The organism is Azospirillum griseum (genome assembly GCF_003966125.1).
Lineage (GTDB): Bacteria > Pseudomonadota > Alphaproteobacteria > Azospirillales > Azospirillaceae > Azospirillum > Azospirillum griseum.
The window spans coordinates 1-19,324 of record NZ_RXMA01000010.1; the positions used below are offsets into that span (position 1 = coordinate 1).

General features: G+C 67.7%; 22 protein-coding genes. 14 read left to right on the top strand and 8 right to left on the bottom strand.

Features of this window, described 5'->3' with window-relative positions:
- The first annotated feature begins 87 nt into the window (after positions 1 to 87).
- Complete coding sequence (locus EJ903_RS26995) at positions 88 to 228, top strand: hypothetical protein (RefSeq protein ID WP_158627928.1); 141 nt, start codon at positions 88 to 90, stop codon at positions 226 to 228.
- Positions 229 to 245: 17 nt separating this feature from the next.
- On the opposite strand, the gene EJ903_RS12110 is transcribed toward EJ903_RS26995, so the two are convergent.
- Genes EJ903_RS12110 through EJ903_RS12125 form a run of 4 tightly spaced genes read right to left on the bottom strand, consistent with a single transcriptional unit; the run spans position 246 to position 3,849 of the window.
- Entirely contained in the window at positions 246 to 1,022 is a 777-nt protein-coding gene (locus tag EJ903_RS12110; RefSeq protein WP_126615525.1) for an ABC transporter ATP-binding protein, read from the bottom strand.
- Between the two features lie 8 nt (positions 1,023 to 1,030).
- Entirely contained in the window at positions 1,031 to 1,894 is an 864-nt protein-coding gene (locus EJ903_RS12115) for an ABC transporter ATP-binding protein (protein WP_126615527.1), read from the bottom strand.
- 4 nt (positions 1,895 to 1,898) lie between these two features.
- Positions 1,899 to 2,813, bottom strand: coding sequence for a nickel transporter permease (nikC, locus tag EJ903_RS12120; protein WP_126615529.1), 915 nt, complete (start codon positions 2,811 to 2,813; stop codon positions 1,899 to 1,901).
- A 10-nt stretch (positions 2,814 to 2,823) separates the two neighbouring features.
- Positions 2,824 to 3,849 (bottom strand): ABC transporter permease, encoded by a 1,026-nt coding sequence (locus EJ903_RS12125; RefSeq protein ID WP_174237291.1) that lies wholly within the window; start codon positions 3,847 to 3,849, stop codon positions 2,824 to 2,826.
- A gap of 208 nt (positions 3,850 to 4,057) precedes the next feature.
- On the opposite strand from EJ903_RS12125, the gene mtnA reads away from it, so the two are divergent.
- Positions 4,058 to 5,152: an S-methyl-5-thioribose-1-phosphate isomerase gene (mtnA, locus tag EJ903_RS12130; RefSeq protein ID WP_126615861.1), complete on the top strand. Its 1,095-nt coding sequence runs from the start codon at positions 4,058 to 4,060 to the stop codon at positions 5,150 to 5,152.
- Between the two features lie 36 nt (positions 5,153 to 5,188).
- On the opposite strand, the gene EJ903_RS12135 is transcribed toward mtnA, so the two are convergent.
- Positions 5,189 to 5,581: a hypothetical protein gene (locus EJ903_RS12135; protein WP_126615531.1), complete on the bottom strand. Its 393-nt coding sequence runs from the start codon at positions 5,579 to 5,581 to the stop codon at positions 5,189 to 5,191.
- Between the two features lie 146 nt (positions 5,582 to 5,727).
- Between EJ903_RS12135 and EJ903_RS12140 the strand changes: the two genes are divergently transcribed.
- Positions 5,728 to 6,000, top strand: a complete 273-nt coding sequence (locus EJ903_RS12140; protein ID WP_246015500.1) for a hypothetical protein — start codon at positions 5,728 to 5,730, stop codon at positions 5,998 to 6,000.
- Between the two features lie 43 nt (positions 6,001 to 6,043).
- Here the strand turns inward: EJ903_RS12140 and EJ903_RS12145 are convergent, their stop codons facing one another.
- Positions 6,044 to 6,784 (bottom strand): hypothetical protein, encoded by a 741-nt coding sequence (locus tag EJ903_RS12145; RefSeq protein WP_126615532.1) that lies wholly within the window; start codon positions 6,782 to 6,784, stop codon positions 6,044 to 6,046.
- A gap of 67 nt (positions 6,785 to 6,851) precedes the next feature.
- On the bottom strand, positions 6,852 to 7,979 hold the full coding sequence (locus tag EJ903_RS12150; protein ID WP_246015503.1) for a Do family serine endopeptidase: 1,128 nt from the start codon (positions 7,977 to 7,979) through the stop codon (positions 6,852 to 6,854).
- A 237-nt stretch (positions 7,980 to 8,216) separates the two neighbouring features.
- On the opposite strand from EJ903_RS12150, the gene EJ903_RS12155 reads away from it, so the two are divergent.
- Together EJ903_RS12155 and EJ903_RS12160 are read left to right on the top strand one after the other, a co-directional pair.
- Entirely contained in the window at positions 8,217 to 9,179 is a 963-nt protein-coding gene (locus EJ903_RS12155) for a hypothetical protein (protein ID WP_126615534.1), read from the top strand.
- 18 nt (positions 9,180 to 9,197) lie between these two features.
- Positions 9,198 to 10,481, top strand: a complete 1,284-nt coding sequence (locus EJ903_RS12160) for a pentapeptide repeat-containing protein (RefSeq protein ID WP_126615536.1) — start codon at positions 9,198 to 9,200, stop codon at positions 10,479 to 10,481.
- A gap of 41 nt (positions 10,482 to 10,522) precedes the next feature.
- On the opposite strand, the gene EJ903_RS12165 is transcribed toward EJ903_RS12160, so the two are convergent.
- Positions 10,523 to 12,016 (bottom strand): methyl-accepting chemotaxis protein, encoded by a 1,494-nt coding sequence (locus tag EJ903_RS12165; RefSeq protein WP_158627929.1) that lies wholly within the window; start codon positions 12,014 to 12,016, stop codon positions 10,523 to 10,525.
- A 509-nt stretch (positions 12,017 to 12,525) separates the two neighbouring features.
- On the opposite strand from EJ903_RS12165, the gene ihfB reads away from it, so the two are divergent.
- The 9 genes from ihfB (at position 12,526) to EJ903_RS12210 (ending at position 19,321) form a co-directional block, all read left to right on the top strand.
- Positions 12,526 to 12,807, top strand: coding sequence for an integration host factor subunit beta (gene ihfB / locus EJ903_RS12170; RefSeq protein ID WP_119828808.1), 282 nt, complete (start codon positions 12,526 to 12,528; stop codon positions 12,805 to 12,807).
- Between the two features lie 48 nt (positions 12,808 to 12,855).
- Positions 12,856 to 13,254 (top strand): lipopolysaccharide assembly protein LapA domain-containing protein, encoded by a 399-nt coding sequence (locus EJ903_RS12175; RefSeq protein ID WP_126615540.1) that lies wholly within the window; start codon positions 12,856 to 12,858, stop codon positions 13,252 to 13,254.
- A gap of 107 nt (positions 13,255 to 13,361) precedes the next feature.
- A complete protein-coding gene (gene lhpI, locus EJ903_RS12180) occupies positions 13,362 to 14,318 on the top strand; it encodes a bifunctional Delta(1)-pyrroline-2-carboxylate/Delta(1)-piperideine-2-carboxylate reductase (RefSeq protein ID WP_126615542.1) in 957 nt (318 codons plus the stop codon).
- 371 nt (positions 14,319 to 14,689) lie between these two features.
- A complete protein-coding gene (pyrF, locus tag EJ903_RS12185; protein WP_126615544.1) occupies positions 14,690 to 15,430 on the top strand; it encodes an orotidine-5'-phosphate decarboxylase in 741 nt (246 codons plus the stop codon).
- The gene (locus EJ903_RS12190) at positions 15,427 to 16,071 is read left to right on the top strand and encodes a phosphoribosylanthranilate isomerase (RefSeq protein WP_126615546.1); all 645 of its coding nucleotides are present in this window, start codon (positions 15,427 to 15,429) and stop codon (positions 16,069 to 16,071) included. Before pyrF ends, EJ903_RS12190 begins: the two co-directional genes overlap by 4 nt.
- 1 nt (position 16,072) lies before the next feature.
- Positions 16,073 to 16,570, top strand: coding sequence for a DUF2165 family protein (locus tag EJ903_RS12195; RefSeq protein WP_126615548.1), 498 nt, complete (start codon positions 16,073 to 16,075; stop codon positions 16,568 to 16,570).
- Positions 16,571 to 16,625: 55 nt separating this feature from the next.
- Entirely contained in the window at positions 16,626 to 17,540 is a 915-nt protein-coding gene (locus EJ903_RS12200; protein ID WP_126615550.1) for a diguanylate cyclase, read from the top strand.
- Between the two features lie 125 nt (positions 17,541 to 17,665).
- A complete protein-coding gene (upp, locus tag EJ903_RS12205) occupies positions 17,666 to 18,316 on the top strand; it encodes a uracil phosphoribosyltransferase (RefSeq protein WP_126615553.1) in 651 nt (216 codons plus the stop codon).
- A gap of 147 nt (positions 18,317 to 18,463) precedes the next feature.
- Entirely contained in the window at positions 18,464 to 19,321 is an 858-nt protein-coding gene (locus EJ903_RS12210) for a pirin family protein (protein ID WP_126615555.1), read from the top strand.
- Positions 19,322 to 19,324 lie beyond the last annotated feature (3 nt).

The window sequence follows — 19,324 nt, forward strand, 5'->3', positions numbered from 1 at the left end:
GGTTGCACGAATTGCTCCCGTGGAATTGGAAAGCCGCTCAAAATATCAGGAAAGCAGCCTGACCGCGTCACTCGCCGGATGGTTACGGTGGTCGCCACGCTGGCCACCGGCAACGACCGCTCGCGCCGGGTGGTGGAGCGGCTGGGGATGCGCTTTGTCGGCGAGGGCCGGTACGAGGGCGAGCCGTGCCTGGTCTATGAGGCGCGCCCGGCGGGAACCGACCGCTGACCGCTGCCGCTGACCGGTCAGGCGAAATCGCGGAAGCTGTCCGCCGTGGCCCGGTCATAGCCCTGGCTGGCGCGCAGCAGTTGGCGGGTGTAGGGCTGGTGCGCCTCGCCCCGGCGCAGCGCCTCCACCGTCAGCTCCTCCACCAGACGCCCGCGATTCATCACCGCCAGCCGGTCGCACAGGTTGGCGACGACCGCCAGATTGTGGCTGACCAGCACCATGGTCAGCCCATGGGCGGCGCGCAGGCGGCGCAGCAGGTTGAGGATCTCCGCCTGGACCGACACGTCGAGCGCGGAGGTCGGCTCGTCCAGCAGCAGCACGCGGGGTTCCAGGATCAGGGCGCGGGCGATGGCGACGCGCTGGCGCTGGCCGCCCGACAATTGATGCGGGTAGCGGAAGCGGAAGGAGGGGCCGAGTCCCACCTCGCGCAGCGCCCGGTCGATCCGGCCATCGGCGTCGTCCAACCCGTGGATGGCCACCGGCTCGGCCAGGATCCGGTCCACCGAATGGCGGGGGTGGAGCGAGCCGTAGGGATCCTGGAACACCATCTGGCAGGTCTTGAAAAAGCCCTTGCTCCGTTTCGCCGTCTGGTCGGTGCCGCCGATGGACAGGCGGCCGGTCCAATCCGGGTTCAGGCCGCTGACCGCGCGCAGGACGGTGGATTTGCCCGATCCCGATTCGCCGACCAGCCCATAGCATTCGCCGTCCGCCACGCGCAGCGACACGCCATCGACCGCCACCACCCGCTGCGCCCCATGGCCGAAGGCGACCTGGAGCGATTGAAGGTCAATCATGGGCGCGCTCATCGCTGGGCCTCCGCCGCCGGACCGTCGGTCAGCCACGCCGGATCGCGGGTCAGCACCGGCAGGTCGCGGCGGTTGTCGTCCAGCCGGGGCAGGCTGTCGAGCAGGCCGCGCGTGTAGGGGTGGCGGGCGTTGTGCAGGTCGGCCGCGCGGCAGCTTTCCACCACCCGCCCGGCGTACATGATGAGCACCCGGTCGCAGAAGGACGCGACGAGATTCAGATCGTGGCTGACGAAGATCATGCCCATGCCGCGCTGGCCGCACAGATCGTCCAGGATCGCCAGGATCTGCATCTGCACGGTGACGTCGAGCGCGGAGGTCGGCTCGTCGGCGATCAGCAGGGCGGGGTCGGGGATCAGCATCATGGCGATCATGATCCGCTGGCCCATGCCGCCCGACACCTCGTGCGGGTAGCGGTCGTAAACCCGTTCGGGATCGCGGATGCGCACCGCCGCCAGCATCTCCAGGGCGCGGCGCTTGGCCTCGCGGGCGCTGGCGCGGCTGTGGACGCGGTAGGCCTCGGCGATCTGGTGGCCCACCGTCATCACCGGATTCAGGGAGAATTTCGGATCCTGCATCACCATGGCGATGTCGCTGCCCCGGATGGCGCGCAGCCGCTTGTCGGACGTAGTGCGCAGATCCTCGCCGCGAAAGGCCAGCCGGTCGGCGGTGACGCGCCCCGGCGGCGGAACCAGCCCCAGGATGGAGCGCCCGGTCATCGACTTGCCGGACCCCGACTCGCCGACGATTCCCAGCTTTTCCCGGCCCAGGGTGAAGGAGACGCCGCGCACCGCCTCGGTCACGCCCTGGCGGGTGGGGAAGGACACGCGGAGATTCGACACCTCCAGCAGCGGTTCGCTCATCGCCTCAATCCCCCTTCGGATCCAGCACGTCGCGCAGCCCGTCGCCCAGCAGGTTGAATCCCAGACTGACGACGAAGATGGCCAAACCGGGCATGGCCGCGACCCACCATTGTTCGAGCACGTTCTGACGCCCGGCGGCGATCATCGCCCCCCACTCCGGCAAGGGCGGTTGCGCCCCCAGCCCCAGAAAGCCCAGACCGGCGGCGGTCAGGATCACCCCGGCCATGTCCAGCGTCGTCCGCACCACCAGCGAGGCGACGCACAGCGGCATGATGTGGCCCAGCACGATGCGCGGCCCCGACGCCCCTTGCAGCCGGGCCGCGCTGATGAAATCGGCGTGGCGGATGGTCAGGGTTTCGGCCCGCGCCAGACGGGCGTAGGGCGGCCAGGAGGTGATGGCGATGGCGATCACCGCGTTTTCGATGCCGGGGCCAAGCGCGGCGACGAAGGCCAACGCCAGGATCAGCTTGGGAAAGGCGAGAAAGATGTCGGTCACACGCATCAGCGCGGCGTCGACCCAGCCGCCGCGATAGCCCGCCACCGTGCCGATCACCAGCCCGATCACCGGGGCGGTCAGCGCCACCAGCGCGACGATCATCAGGGTCAGCCGCGCGCCGTGGATCAACCGGGACAGGATGTCGCGCCCGAAACCGTCGGTCCCCAGCCAATGCCCGGCCGTGGGCGGTTGCAGCCGGTTGGCGAGATCCTGGTCATAGGGATGGTGCGGGGCCAGCAGCGGGGCCAGGGCGGCCACCACCACCAGCGCCAGCACGATCAGCAGGCCGATCATCGCCATCCGGTTGCGGCGGAAGGCGCACCAGCCGGCCCAGGCGCGGCCAAGCCGGGCCTGCGCGCGCGACTGCGGCGTGTCGGTGGTCAGCCACGCGCGCCAGGAGGGGCTTTGGGGTTGGCGGGTCATGACGGGAGCCTCATCGCGCGCGCGGGTCCAACAGGCGGTAGAGCAGATCGGACAGCAGATTCAGCCCGATGAAGACAACGCCCACCACCAGCGTGCCGCCCAGCACCGCGTTCATGTCGGCGCTCAACAGCGAGTTGGTGATGTAGAGGCCCAGACCGGGCCAGGCGAACACCGTCTCGGTCAGCACCGACCCTTCCAACAGGGTGGCGTAGGACAGCGCGATCACGGTGATGAGCGGCACGGCGATGTTGCCGAGCGCGTGCCGCCAGACCACGCGAACCTCCGACAGCCCCTTGACCCGCGCGGTGGTGATGTATTCCTGGCGCAACTGGTCCAGCATGAAGCTGCGCGTCATCCGCGCGATGTAGGCGACGCTGTACAGCCCCAGAATCGAGGCGGGCAGCACCAGATGGTGCAGGGCGCTCCAGAACACGTCGGTTTCCCCGGCCAGCAGAGCGTCGATGGTGGCGACCCCGGTGCGCGGATCCACCAGCCCTTCGTAAAAGACATCGACGCGGCCCGGCCCCGGGACCCAATCCAATTTGGCGTAGAACAGCAGCAGCCCCATCAGCCCCAGCCAGAAGATCGGGGCGGAATGGCCGATCAGCCCCAGCAGGCGGATGATGTGGTCGAGCCAGCCGCCGCGATGGGTGGCGGCCAGCACTCCGGCGGGGATGCCCAGCGCCGCACCGATCACCACGGCGACCGTCGCCAGCTCCAGCGTGGCGGGAAACACCCGCAGCACGTCGTCCAGCACCGGGCGGGAGGTGAGGATGGAGGTGCCGAGATCGCCCTGCAACACGGCCACGAGGTAGCGCAGGAACTGCCGCCACAGCGGCAGATCCAGCCCCAGTTCACTCCGGATGCGGGCGTAGGTGTCGGCGGTGGCGCGGTCGCCGACGATGGCCAGCACCGGATCGATCGGCACGACCCGGCCGATCAGGAACGTGACCAGGATCAGGCCGAACAGGGTGGCCGCGACCGAGGCGATCAGGCCAGCGGCGCGGGTCAACGCGCGCGGGGAGGAACCGGTCAAGCGCTTCGCCCTCGAATGGTTTCAACCGATAAGGATGACAGGCAATCACACTCGCCGCCGTCTGCAAAGCCTTGTGTCATAAATGAGTGGGATGTTTCTGGCCCTTTGGTCAGGAACGCGGGCGCGTTGAAGCGGACTCCGCCGCCGTTTATGGTGGGAACCGGCGCGGCGACCGATGGCGCTGCCAAACCTGTTGGGGGGAATTGAGATGCGGATCGACGGCGAAGCCTACCGGACCATCTGGCCGGTGGAGGATGGGGCGGCGGTGGCCATCATCGATCAAACCCGCCTGCCGCATGATTTCGCCATCGTCCATCTGACGACGCTGGAGGAGACCGCCCACGCCATCCGCGCCATGCTGGTGCGCGGCGCGCCGCTGATCGGGGCGACGGCGGCCTATGGCGTGGCGCTGGCGATGCGGGCCGACCCATCCGATTCGGGGTTGGAAACCGCCTGCGCCACCCTGCTCGACACCCGCCCGACAGCGGTCAACCTGCGCTGGGCGTTGGAGCGGATGCGCGACCGGCTGGCGGCGGTCCCGACCGCCTTTCGCGCGACGGCGGCCATGGGCGACGCGGCGGTGATCGCGGACGAGGATGTGGCGATCAACCACGGCATCGGCCTGCACGGGGCGACGCTGATCCGCGCCGCCGCCCGCCGCAAGGGCACGGACGAGCCGGTCCAGGTGCTGACCCACTGCAACGCCGGTTGGCTGGCGACGGTCGATTGGGGCACGGCGCTGGCCCCGGTCTACGCCGCCTTCGACCAGGGCATTCCGATCCATGTCTGGGTCGATGAAACCCGCCCGCGCAACCAGGGGGCCAGCCTGACCGCCTGGGAGTTGGGCCGCCACGGCGTGCCCCACACGGTGATCGCCGACAACGTCGGCGGCCATCTGATGCAGCATGGCATGGTCGATCTCTGCATCGTCGGCACCGACCGCACGACGGCCACCGGCGACGTCTGCAACAAGATCGGCACCTATCTGAAGGCGCTGGCGGCCTTTGACAACGGTGTGCCCTTTTACGTCGGCCTGCCGTCGCCGACCATCGATTGGGGGATGAGCGACGGCGTGCGCGAAATCCCCATCGAGCAGCGCGACGGGCGCGAACTGACGCACATGACCGGGCGCACCGCCGATGGCCGACTCGAAACCGTCCAGATCACGCCCGACGGCAGCGCGGTGGCCAATTACGGGTTCGACGTGACGCCCGCCCGTCTGGTGACGGGCCTCATCACCGAACGCGGCGTGTGCCCGGCCAGCCGCGAGGGGCTGCTCGGCCTGTTTCCCGAACGGCGCTGACGGACGTTTTGGGCGTGCGCTGTCTGGCGGTGGGGATCACCTCACCGCCGGGCGGCGCAACAGGCGTCGCCACAGCGGGCGGGGGCGGGGAGTGGCGTCCTGTTCGGCCAGCCACTGATCGGCCAGTTCCCGCACCTGCCAATCGCCGAGGAAGCGTTCGCAATCGACGGCGGCGTAAAGGCGCACGCGCTCTTTGCCGAGTCGTTCGAAATACTCCAGCGTTCGTTGGCGGTCGACGTCTTCCAGGATCCGCGCGCGTTCGGCGGATGGGCGTCCCGTGGCGAGACGGGAGGAGAGACGGCGGTGTCCGCCTTTGTGCGATTCCCCCATGCCCACATAGTGGGTGAGTTGCGACACCGGTGCAAGTGTTTGATCGGCAAGGCCATCGCCGATTGGTGCGACGTTCTGCCCCGCAACCGGCACGACCATGGCGTGTGCGATCGCTGGGGGAGGCCCCGGAATGGTCACAGCGATCCCCGTCCGCCCATCCCATATGCATGTTGTGATGACGCGCGTCGGCGGTTGACGGGGCGCGGGCATCAGACCGTCGAACACAGGAGACAAGGAGAGGTCCGATGACCACGACGATTCAACGCACGACCATGAGCAAGACGACGCGCGCGGCCACCGGTCTGACGCTGTTGGTGCTGGCGGCGGGTGCCCTGGGCGGCTGTTCCAACCTGAGCCATCGGGAAAACAACGCGCTGGTCGGCGGTGGCCTGGGGGCGGCGGGCGGTGCGGTCATCGGGGCTGTGACCGGCGGCAGCGCGCTGTATGGCGGCCTGTTGGGCGGTGCTGCGGGTGCGGCGGTCGGCGCGCTGTCCAGCGGCGAGCGTCACGGGCGTTGATCGGGTGGTGTGACCGGCTGGTGTCCGCTCAGCCCGCACCCCATCAGCCCGCGTCGTCCTCCTCATCCTCGAATTGGTCGAGGCTGAGGGACCGCACCTCCGGCGGTGGTTGCGGGGTGGGGGGCGGCATGGCCTGCGCCCGGCCCGGCGGGCGCGGCGGCAGCCCGGCACCGGGACCTTTCAGCGGGCTGTTCAGCGTGCCTTTCGGGCCGATGCTGGGTTCCTCGCCGAAATCGGGCAGGGGCGGGATGCGGTCCATGATGATGCGGATCAGGCCGATGATGCGGTCGGTCTGCGCCCGCAACGCCGTCCCGCGTTCGCCGTCATAGAGCGGATCATCCAGGAATTTGCGGATCTCCACGACGCTGCGCAGCTCCACCCCGCACATCTCGTGCGTGCCGATGGGCAGCGCCTTCACCCGCGCGTAGGCACCGAAGAAGGCGGCGGTCCCCTCGACGAACAGCACGACCATGCGGGTGTGCAGCCGTTCCAGCGCCGTCGTCATCGCGTCGATCAGGTCCTCCATCTCCTCCGGGGCGGCGTCCAACCGCTCCTGGGCGACGGCGGCGAGCGCGAAGAAATCGCGCACCCGGCGGCTGAACCGGCGATAGCGGGTCAGGCCGCCGATCGACACCCGTTCGCGCGCGTTCACCGCCAGCTCGTTGGCCTGTTTCAACATGGCGTCCAACCGCATCAGCAGCGTGGCGATTTCGCGCTGCCGTTGGGCGGGGGTTTTGGCGACCGGCGGGGACGCGGCGCGACGTTGGTGAATCGGGCGGTTCATGCCGCTGCAACCATGTCCTTTCTCATCGACTCCACGGGGGTTCGGGTCATGGTCCTCTGGCCCGCGATCATTTCGCGGTGCGCACGGTCAGGGATTTTTGCGCGCCGTTGCGCACCACCGTAACCTGAACCGGGGTGCCAACGCGCAGCAATCCGATGCGGTTGCGGAAATCGGTGGCGCTGCGCACCGGGCGGCCATCGACGGCGATCACCACGTCGCCGCTGCGCATGCCACCGCTGTCGGCGGGCGATCCCGGTTCGATCTTGGCGATCAGCGCGCCCTCGTCGCCCACCAGATTCAGGCTTTCGGCCAGATCGGGGGTCAGATCCTGGATGGCCACGCCCAGCCGCCCGCGCCGCACCTCGCCATACTCGCTCAATTGGTCGATCACCGAGCGGACGATGCTGACCGGCACGGCAAAGCCGATGCCGACCGACCCGCCCGCCGGACCGATGATGGCGGTGTTGATGCCGATCAGCTCGCCGCTGAAGTTGACCAGCGCGCCGCCGGAGTTGCCTGGGTTGATCGACGCGTCGGTCTGGATGAAATCCTCGTACCCCTCGATCTTCAGGCCGCTGCGGCCCAGCGCGGAGACGATGCCCGACGTCACCGTCTGCCCCAACCCGAAGGGGTTGCCGATGGCCACGGCGAAATCGCCGACCTTCAGCTTGTCCGAATCGCCGATCGGCAGGGCGGTCAGGCCCTTGGCCTCGATCTTCAACAGGGCGATGTCGGTGGCGGCGTCGCGCCCGATCAGCTTGGCGCGCAGACGGCGGCGGTCCTTCAGGGTGACGGCGATCTCCTGCGCGTTCTCCACCACATGGTTGTTGGTGACGACCAGACCGCGCGCGGCGTCGACGATCACGCCCGACCCGGCGCTCATCTGCGGGCGGGCTTGCGGCTGGTCGGGAATGTTGAAGAAGCGGCGGAACAGCGGATCGCGCAGCAGCGGGTTTTCCGCCTGCGGTGCGCGCGACAGGACCGAGATGTTGACGACGGCGGGCGTCACCTGCTCCAGCATCGGCGCGATGGTGTGGACCCCGGTGACACCGGCGGGCAGGGCCGCCGCCGCCGGGTTGACCGTCAGGCCGCCGCCGGCAACCATCCCCAGCGCCAACAACGCGGCCGCACCGACCGCCGCCGCCATCGCCGCCTTGCCCGTCCGTGCCGCCAACCCTGCCGTCAACCGCGCCATGGCTCCGCCCTCTCCGTTGTGAACCGGGCTGATTTGGGAGAAAAGGAAAGCGTGTTCAAGCCCGTTGCCGCCATCATAGCCGACGCCGACACCAGATCGGAACGGCCATCATGCGCCATGGAACGGGGGCGTCGTCGGATCGCTTGGCCCGGGGGGCGCTCTCGGGGTAAAGTGGGGTCATAGCCCTTTGGGATGGGCGACGGGTCAGAGGTGAATCGCTTGGGGCGGATGGATGGGATGAGCGGCGGGCCACTCCTGGAACTGACCGAGCAAGATTACTTGCAGATGGAAGAGGCGCTGTCGCAATCGGCGCGCGGTCGGGCCTTTCTGCGCATGCGCGACCGGCGCAGCCGCGTGGTGGCCTCCGATGATTTCCAGCGTCTGGTCGGGCAATTGGAGGGGCAGGTCAACCGTTTGGCCGGTTTGGGGCCGATGGGCATGCCGGGTTCGGTTGGTGCCGTGGGCGGCGACCAGCGGTTCCAGCAGGAATTGACCGCCATCACCCAGGTGGTGCGGGAGGCCCGCAGCGACATCGCCGCCCTGAAGGCGACCGACACCGGATCGAACCGGATCGAGGCCGCGACCAGCGAGCTGGACGAAATTGTCGCGGCGACGGAACGCGCGACCACCGATATCCTGAACGCGACGGAGAAGATCCAGGAAATCACCATGTCGATCCCGCGCGACGATCCCGATCTGGCCGAACAGATCGACGCGATCGAAGCCTGGTGCATCGAGGTGATGACCGCCTGTTCCTTCCAGGACATCACCGGCCAACGCACGACCAAGGTGGTGAACACGCTGCGCTACATCGAAGAGCGCGTGAACACCATGATCGAGATTTGGGGCGTGGAGCGGTTGGCCGGGGTCGGGTCCAGCGCCGGACCGGGGGAGGATGTCACCTCCCACCGCAAGATCGGCGACACCCGACCCGACGCGCATCTGCTCAACGGGCCGCAATTGGGCGGGCCGGAGGTCAGCCAGGACGCCATCGACGCCCTGTTCGACAGCTTTCCCGCCGCGATGGAGCGCGCCGAACCGGCGTTCGAAACCTCGCCGCCACCCCCACCTCCGCCTCCACCCCCGCCACCCCCTCCGGCGAAGAAGAAGGCGGCTCCCCCGCCGCCGCCACCTCCCCCGGAACCGACCGGCGGCGGGACGGAGATTTCGCAATCCGACATCGACGCCCTGTTCGCGTGACCGTTTGAGTGATCCCTGATGGCGCAAGACGGCAAATCCCGCATCCGATTGTCCCAGGAGCAGCTCGACCGGGTCTGCGAACGCCACCTCCGTTTTCTGGAAGGGCGTCCGAACGGGGCGCGGGCCAATCTGCCGTTCTTTGACCTGTCGGGGTTGAACCTGTCGGGGCGCGATCTGACCGGGGCGCACATGTCCGGCGTCATCCTGCGCGACGCCAAGCTGGTGGGCGCGCGGCTGGACCACGCCGACCTGTACGGGGCCGATCTGCGCGGGGCCAACCTGACCGAAGCCCGCCTGTACCGCACCGACATGCGCGGGGCCAACGTGCGCGGCGCGCAGCTTGACGGGGCCACCATGGTCGAAGTCGATCTGCGCGACGGCAGCGTCTACAACCGCAGCAGCGACGGTGAGTTGAAGGTCGTCGGTTTCGATCCCGGTCCGGCGGACATGGCGTCGGCCAAATTGACCAACGCCAACATGGCGCGCGCCCGGCTTTCGGGCAGCTTTGCCCAGGCCGCCGATTTCACCAACACCTCGCTGTCGGGCGCGCGGCTGGACCGCACCGATCTGCGCGGCTCCAACTTCACCGGGGCCGACCTGCGCGGGGCCGACCTCAACGGCTCCGACCTGCGCGGCGCCATTCTGACCGGTGCCCATGTGGACGAGGTCGGGATGATGCAGGCGATCCGCAGCGACGAGGACGCCCGCCGCGCCGCCCGCGAGGCGCAAGCCGCCGGAGCGGCGGCGGAACCGGAGCCGGACGAGGAGGCGGTGGTCGCCGCCGAAATGCCGGCCCTGCCCGCCGAACAGCTTGATACCATGCTGAAGCAGCACATGATCTGGCTGGGGACCAGCGGCAAGCAGGGCAGCCAGCTCGACCTCACCGGCCTCAACCTGGAAGGGGCTGACCTGTCGGGCAAGATCATGACGCTGGCCAAGGGGACCGGGGCCAAGCTGCGCAACGCCCGCCTGCACGGCGCGCAGCTTCAGGCCGCCCAGTTCGACGGGGCCGATCTGCGGTCCGCCGACCTGCGGTCGGCCGATCTGCGTGGGGTGAAGCTGGACCGCGCCATCCTGATCGATTGCCAATTGGACCACGCCAACCTCGGCATGCTGCTGATCAGCGCCGGGGCGAAGGTGATGCGCGCGTCGCTGGTGCGGGCGCGTCTGGCCGGGGCGTCGCTGCTGCAAACCAACATGAAGGGCAGCGACCTGACCATGGCCGACCTGACCGGCTGCGACCGCAGCTCGGTGGTGCTGGACGACGCCATCCTGGAAGGGACCCGGCTGGGGGCGGTGTGAGGGCGCAGCCCCCCGGTCGCCGCAGGCCCCCACCGTCGGCGTCAGGCCGCCCGAATGGTCCCGAGGAAACGGCTCATTTCCTGTTTCAACCGCTGGGCCTGATCGGTCAGAGCGTTGGCGGCCCCCAGCAACTGGGACGCCACCGCCCCGCTGGTCATCGCGGCGTTGGTCACGGTTTCCATGTCCTCGGCCACTTGGCGCGCACCCGTCGCCGCCTCTTCCACGCTGTGGGCGATGCCGCTGGTGGCGGCCCCCTGCTGGTCGATGGCGGCAGCGATCACGGTTCCCAACTCGTGGGCTTCGCCGATGGTGGTGGCGATGCCCTGGATGGCCTCCACCGCGTCGGTGGTCGCCGTTTGGATCGCGGTGATCTGGGAGGCGATGTCCTCCGTTGCCTTGGCGGTCTGGTTGGCCAGCGCCTTCACCTCGCTCGCCACAACGGCGAAGCCCTTTCCGGCCTCCCCGGCGCGGGCGGCTTCGATGGTGGCGTTGAGCGCCAGCAGGTTGGTCTGCCCGGCGATGGACTGGATCAGCCCGACGATTTCGCCGATCCGATTGGCCGCCTGGGCCAGGCTGCCGACCGTTCCATCGGTGCGGGCGGCTTGCTGGGCGGCGGTGTCGGTGATGCGGCTGGATTGGAGGATGTGCTCGGAGATGGCGGCGACTGCGGTGTTCATCTCCTCCGTCGATGACGCGACCATCCGCACATTGTCAGAGGTTTGCAGGGAGGCCGAGGCGGCGCTCGCCGCCCGTTTCTGGGTGTTGTCGGTGGCCGCCGCCAAATCCTGGGCGCTGACGCGCAACTGTTCGGCGGAGGCGGCCACGGTGCCGACCACCCCGGCCATGGCCGCTTCAAATTGGTCGGCCATGCGGATCATGGTGGCGCGACGCTCCCGTTCCGCCCGTTCCTGGGTGGCGGCGGCTTCGGCCTGAAGGCGCAGCATCTCCGCGCCGTTGCGCTTGAAGACCTCCGCTGCGCGGGCGAGCGCACCAATCTCATCCGCCCGATCCAGGCCAGGGATCGTCAAATCCTGGCGGTTTCGGGCCAAATCTTCGACGGTGGTGGTGATCGCGCGCAGCGGCGCGGTGATCGACCGGCGAACCATCAGCGCGGCCAAGCCCAGCACGGCAAGGATGCCGCCGATCGCCAATCCGCCAAACAACCAGCGCATGGAGTGTTCGAACTGGGCCAGATCGGCGACGACCCAGTCGATTCGCTCGTTGTTGCGCTTGGCCAGCGCCTCAATGGCGCGGTTCAGCGCTTGCCGATTGCTGCGGTTGGCGTCGTTGTCGCCAAAGGCACGAGCGGCGGGCGATCCCTGGCTGCGTCCCAACTCGACCAATTGAGTGCGGAACTGGATGAAGGACCGAGCGGCGGCGCGCGTCTGTTCAAACTCCCCGTGCAAATCGCCGGGCGTGACACGCTCCCACCTGTTCAGCAGATCGTCCAACTTGCGCAGATTGGCCAGCAGAGGTTTGCCGAACGCCTCGACCTCCGCAGGGCTGTTGGCGATGTAGATCCCTCGTGAATCCATGACCACAGCCAGAACGGTGGCGTTCACCTGCTCGCCGATGACGGCGCTGTTGGATGCCTCTTGTATGTTATCGACTTTGGTCTGATAGACATTCAGAGCGTACCAAGCCAAAGCAGCAATGCCCAGAGAAACGGCCCCCAAAAGAACAATCAGGGTATAGACGCGGAATGCAATGCTGGATGCGAAAATCCTTGGCATGGTTTTCTCCGCCAAAGTTAAAAGTTGGCTTTATCTTAAAATTCTTAGTGACTACTCTTAACATATGATGGTGTGAATTTCATGGCGAAATCTGATGATTAAAAAGAAATTTATCGAAAGTAAATTGTAATTTCTCCCCATTCTTGGAAATGACTTTTCCAACATTTGGTTGGAAACATTCGCCCACTGACTGAAAGATGTTTGGTCTGAACGCCTTAGCTTGACGGAGTGGGGGAGCGGTGGCACGCTTTGATCAAGCGGGGAACGGACGCCAACACGTCCCGCAACGAATTGGGGGAACGTCAACGGCCATGACCAAGTCGGAACTGATCCAACGTCTGGCGGAGCGCAATCCGCACCTGTACCAGCGCGACATCGAAAAAATCGTCGGCACCATCTTTGATGAGATCAGCGAGGCGCTGGCCCGTGGGGATCGGGTGGAACTGCGCGGATTCGGCGCGTTCTCGATCAAACGGCGCGACGCGCGCACTGGTCGCAACCCGCGCACCGGGGAATCGGTTGACGTGGGCGAGAAATGCATCCCTTTCTTCAAGACCGGCAAGCAACTGCGGGAACGGCTGAACACCGATTGACCGCTCCCCGCCGGGCTTGGGGAACCGTTATCGCGAGGAATCGTCGCTGTGCGTTATCTGTCTTGGATCGTCACCCTTCCGATCGCTTTGGTCGCCGTTCTCTTCGCGGTGTCCAACCGCGAGGGCGTGACCCTGTCGCTCTGGCCGCTGCCCTTCACGCTGGACGCGCCGCTGTATCTGGCCGCGCTGCTGGCGCTGTTGGCCGGGTTTCTGGCGGGCGGCTTCGTCGTGTGGAACAGCCAGCGCCGTCACCGCCGCCGCGCCCGGCGCGAAAGCAACCGCGTCCTGTTCCTGGAGCGTGAGGTGAAGGAGGCGCAGGCCCGCGCCGCCGCCGCTGAAAAGCGTCTGGCCGAGCTGTCGCGCCCGGTGTCCGGCCCGCTTGGCGGTTTGCCGGTGGCCGCGCCACCGACCAACGCGCTGACCAACGCGCCGACGACGGTGCATTGATCCGACCCGATCCGGCCCGGTTCCCGCCGCCGCACGCCGCCATCGGTTGGTAGGCCGTTCGTTTGCCGGATGGTCCGGCGCGCGTCGTCGTTTCGGGAGCCTTGCCGATGCGGATCATCCCCGGTGCCGAACTCCGCTCCGTCCTGCATTACCCGATGCTGGTTGAACGGATGCGGCAGACCTTCCGCGCCGGGGTGAACGCGCCGCCCCGCCACGAACACCGGGTGGACACCTATGGCAAGAGCGACGCGTCGCTGTTGCTGACCCCGGTCTGGCAGATCAACCAGTCGATCGGCCTGAAAATCGTCACCGTGTTTCCCGACAACGGCGCGCAGGATCTGCCCGCCGTGCAGGGCGTTTATCTGCTGATGGACGGCAAGACCGGGGTGCCGCAGGCCATCATCGACGGGCCTGCGCTGACCAAACGGCGGACGGCGGCGGCCTCGGCCCTGGCGGCCTCCTATCTGGCGCGGCCCGACTCCGAACGGTTGCTGGTGGTCGGCACCGGTGCCCTGGCCCCCGAACTGATCGAAGCCCACACGGCGACCCGCCGGATCAAGCAGGTGCTGGTCTGGGGCCGCCATCTGGACAAGGCCAAAAAGATCGTCTCCCGCTTCCACCGCCCGAAATTCAAGATCGAGGCGACCGACGATCTGGAAGGGGCGGTGCGCGGCGCGCACATCATCACCTGCGCCACCCCGGCGACCGACCCGATCATCCGGGGGGCGTGGCTGGAGCCGGGCCAGCATCTCGACCTCATCGGCGGTTCCACCCCGGACGCGCGCGAGGCCGACGACGAGTGCATCCGCCGCGCCCGCGTCTTCGTCGACACCCGCGAAGGAGCCTGTCAGGAGGCGGGCGACATCGTCCAACCCCTGCGCGACGGCGTGCTGACGGCGGACGACATCGCGGGCGACCTGTTCGACCTGACGCGCGGCGAACGGGCGGGGCGCCGCTATTACGACCAGATCACCGTCTTCAAATCGGTCGGCACCGCGCTGGAAGACCTCTGCGCCGCGCAGTTGGCGGTGGAGATGGTGCTGCACAACGACTCGATCCGGTGAGGGGAGAGGGTGTTTTGACACAGATGAACACAGATAAACACAGATGGACTTTGATGATGGGTTGGTGGATTTGTGATTGGATGGGCTTTTTGGGTGAATTCCATTTTTTAATTAAAGAATAACCTATATATTCATTTTTAGAAATCGCGATAAATTCCACTATTATTAAAAATTATCTTTCTAAATCTGTGTTCATCTGTGTTCATCTGTGTCAAAAAAACCGATCCCAGCGCCCCACTCATCCCCAACCCTCACCCCCAGCCCTACGGCCGATGCTGATCCGGCCTCTCTCCCCCGCACTGGCGCGCGCCGGTTCCGCTTGCTAGGGTGCGGGCCGTTCCGATGACCTTGGTTTTGGGAGGCTCTGCCCCATGATCCCCGCCGCTTCGCGCGTGTTCTGTTCCATCGACACCACCGAGATCGACGGCGCGCGCCGTTTGGCCGCCCAGGTCAATGGGGTGGTCGGCGGCATCAAGCTGGGGTTGGAGTTCTTTTCCGCCCAAGGCCCGGCGGGCATCCGCGCGGTGGTGGGGGAGGATGGCCCGCCGCTGTTCCTGGATTTGAAGCTGCACGACATCCCCAACACGGTGGGGGCGGGGGTGCGCGCCGCCTTGCCGCTGAAGCCGGCCTTCATGACCATCCACAGCTCCGGCGGTCCGGCGATGATCCGCGCGGCGGCGGACGCGGCGGCGAGCGCCGGGGCGATCCGCCCGAAGATCCTGGCCGTCACCGTGCTGACCAGCCTGGACGACGGCGATCTGGGCAAGGTCGGGCAGTCGGTTCCGGTGGCCGATCAGGTGACGCGGCTGGCCCTGCTGGCGCGGGATTCGGGGGCCGACGGCGTTGTCTGCTCCCCGGCGGAGGTTGCGATCCTGCGCGCCGCCTGCGGACCGGATTTCATCCTGATGGTCCCGGGCATCCGCCCGGTCTGGGCCGCCGCCAACGATCAGAAACGCATCATGACGCCCGTCCAGGCGCTGGCCGCCGGGGCTGACCATCTCGTCATCGGCCGCCCGATCACCGCCAGCGACGACCCCGCCGCCGCCGCCCGCCGCATCGCGGCGGAGATCGCAGAGGGCGTTGGCACAGAGGGCGTTGGGGGTGCCGCATGACCGTCGCGGCCAAAATCTGCGGCCTGTCGGAACCCGACACCCTGCGCGCCGCCGTGGCCGGTGGGGCGCGCTACGTCGGCTTCGTCTTCTACCCGCCCAGCCCGCGCGCGGTCGCCCCGGCGTTGGCGGGGGAACTGGCGCGGCTGGTCCCGACCGGCGTGCGCTCCGTCGGGTTGTTCGTCGATCCCGACGACGCCTTTCTGGAGCATGTCCTGGGGCAGGTGCCGTTGGACATGATCCAACTGCACGGGTCAGAAAACCCGCGCCGCATCGCCGAGATCAAGGCCCGCCACCGCATGCCGGTGATGAAGGCGATCAAGATCGGCGGGCCGGACGATCTGGCGCTCGCCGCCGCCTGCGCCGAGGTTGCCGACCGCCTGCTGTTCGACGCCAAGCCGCCCAACCGCAGCGACGCCCTGCCCGGCGGCAACGGCGTGGCCTTTGACTGGACGCTGCTGGCCGGTCGCCGCTGGGACAAGCCGTGGATGCTGTCCGGCGGGTTGACCCCGGACAATGTCGCCGAGGCGGTGCGCGTCACCGGTGCCGTGGAGGTCGATGTCTCGTCGGGCGTGGAAGACCGTCCGGGCCACAAGGACGCGGGCTTGATCCGCGCCTTCCTGTCCAACCTGTCGGGGCTGTGAGATGAGCGCGCTCCGGCTGTCGCGCCTGTCGCTGGTGGCCGGGGTGGCGCTGTTCTTCACCCTGGTCGCCTGGGGCAACCTCGCCGATTACGGCAGCAACTTTGCCTTCGTTCAGCATGTGCTGTCGATGGACACCACCTTTCAAAGCCCGGCGCTGATGGGGCGGGCGATCACCGACCCCACCCTGCACCACGCCGCCTATTGGCTGATCATCGGCTGGCAGATCCTGACGGCGGCGCTGTGCTGGGCCGGGGTGGGGCGGCTGTGGCGGGCGCGGAACGGGTCGGCGGCGGCCTATGACACGGCCAAGGGGCTGGCCCTGCTGGGCGTGACCGCCGGGTTCCTGCTCTACGCCGTCGGGTTCGTCACCATCGGCGGCGAATGGTTCGCCATGTGGCAGTCCCAGACCTGGAACGGCCAACGCAGCGCCCACCTGTTCCTGACCATCCTGGGCGTCGTTCTGCTGCTGCTCGCTCTGCCGGAGACGGACCGGCGGTGATGGGGGCGCTGATCCCCGCATGGTGTTGACCCGCCCTTTCGGCTAGGATGATGGTATGAGCGACACCACCTCCTCCCCGTCCGCCACCGAACTGCTGGGCGTGGTTCTGGACGAGCATTTGCGCTGGATCGGGCAATGGCACCGTGCGGCCTTTTTCCGCGACGGGGTGGGCGGCGAACGCCCCTCCGCCCCCGCCGCTTTCGCCGCCTGGTGCGTGGCGGCCAACCGCGACGATCTGGTCCACCAGCCCGCCGTTCTGAAGCTGGCCAACCTGCACGAACAGATGCACCGTCAGGCCAAGCTGGTGCTGCTGAAGGCGTCGGGCGGCGACACCCCCAGCGAGGGGGAGTATGAGGCGGTCATCGCCCGGTTTGAGGAATTCGTGCTGCATCTGCGCCGGATGGAGCGCGCCTTCGGGGCCGCCGCGTCGGGCCTGGATCCGTTGACCGGCCTGCGCACCCGGCGCGGGATGATGGAGGCGCTGGAGCGGGAGCACAACCGGTTCCACCGCACCGGCCAACCCTATTGTCTGGCGCTGGCCGACATCGACAAGTTCAAGAGCATCAACGACACCTACGGCCACGACATCGGCGACCGCGTGCTGGCCGCCACCGCCGCCGTCATCAGCCGGGGCGTGCGCAGCTTCGACGAAGCCTTTCGCATGGGCGGTGAGGAGTTCCTCGTCTGCCTGAAGGAAACGGAGATGGAGGAGGGCTTCGCCGTCATCGACCGGCTGCGGCTCGACCTGATGGAGTCGCCGGTGCTGCTGGCCGATGGGCGGGAGATTCCCGTTACCGCCTCCTTTGGGCTGGTGGAGGTGGAGGACGACGCCAGCATCGACGATCTGCTGATCCGCGCCGACCGCGCGCTCTATCAGGCCAAGCACGCCGGGCGCAACCGGGTGATCCGCCACGGCGTGGACCGCCCCCCCGCCGTTCCCGCCAGCAAACCGGCCCGTCCGCGCGCCTGACGGCGGCACTGATCGGGGCTTGGGCGGCTGCGGAACATCCTCATCTTGGCTGAAGCTCATCTTGGCTGAACTGGGGCGGGGGGAGTAGGATCGCCGCCAATTTCAGCCAATGGCGATCCAAACCCATGCGCATCGAACCCGCGTTCCCCAACCTGTTCATCCTCGACCACCCGCTGATTCAGCACAAGCTGACGCTGATGCGCGACAAGCAGCGCTCGACCGGCGGCTTCCGCACCCTGCTGCGCGAAATCTCGCTGCTGATGGGCTATGAACTGACCCGCGACCTGCCGCTGACCACCGAACGGATCGAGACGCCGTTGCAGGAGATGGACGCCCCGGTCATCCTGGGCAAGAAGCTGGCGGTCGTGCCGGTGCTGCGCGCCGGGCTGGGCATGTCGGCCGGTCTGCTGGAACTGGTCCCGTCGGCGCGCGAGGGCCACATCGGCCTGTACCGCGACCACGACACCAAGCAGCCGCATGAATATCTGGTGAAACTGCCGCCCGCCGACGGCCGCCTGTTCATCGTCGTCGATCCGATGCTGGCCACCGGAAACTCCGCCGTCCACGCCTGCGACGTGCTGAACCGCCACGGGGTGGAGGACGCCAACATCCGCTTCATGTCGCTGGTCGCCGCCCCGGAGGGGGTGCGCCGGTTCCACCAGTCCCACCCGGATGTGAAGGTGTTCACCGCCTCGCTCGACAGCCATCTGAACGAGGACGCCTACATCGTTCCCGGCTTGGGCGACGCGGGCGACCGGATGTTCGGCACCAAGTAACCGGCCCTGCGACGGCGGCGCGGCGGGACGGGGTGTTGGGCCGGAATTGTTCCGGTTTTCGCAACACTCTTCCCCCGCGCCGCGCTCTTAACGGGCGGGATGGAAACGGTTAACTCTGGACTCGTGCTTTTTGAGAGGAGTCGTCCGATGACCGCCGCTGTTCCCACCGTCCGCCCCGTGATCGCTTCGGTCGAAGGGATGCCCACCTCCGACGGGGCCGGGGTGTCGATGACCCGGATGCTGGGCACGCCGCGTCTGCGCACGCTCGACCCCTTCCTGATGCTCGACCTGTTCGGGTCGGACGAGCCGACCGACTATCTGGCGGGCTTTCCCGATCATCCCCATCGTGGCTTTGAAACCGTCACCTATATGCTGGCCGGGCGGATGCGCCACGCCGACAGCCGGGGGCATGAGGGGGTGATTGAAACCGGCGGGGTGCAGTGGATGACCGCCGGGCGCGGCCTGATCCATTCGGAAATGCCCGAACAGACCGAAGGGCTGATGAAGGGCTTCCAGCTTTGGATCAATCTGCCCGCGCGGCTGAAGATGACCGAACCGCGCTATCAGGAATTCCCGGCCGACCGCATCCCGGTGGAAAATCGCGACTCGGGCGTGCGGCTGGTGGTGATCGCCGGAACCACCGCCCAGGGGACCAGCGGGCCGGTGCGGGCGGAGGCGACCGACGCGCGTTACTTTGACGTGACCCTGCCCGCCGGGCAAAGCCTGGACGAACCGGTTCCTTACGGCCACACCGCGTGCCTGATCCTGTTCGAAGGCAGCCTGCGCGTGGGCGCGGAAACGGGAGAGCGCAACGGTCCGCGCGTGGTCGTGCTGGGGCCGGGTGACCGCATCACCGCCACGGCGGGGGCGGTGGGCGCGCGTTTCCTGCTGCTGTCCGGTCGTCCGCTGGGCGAACCCATCGCCTGGGGCGGGCCGTTCGTGATGAACACGCGCGAGGAGGTGATCCAAGCCTTCCGCGATTACGAGGAAGGCCGGATCGGCTGAGGC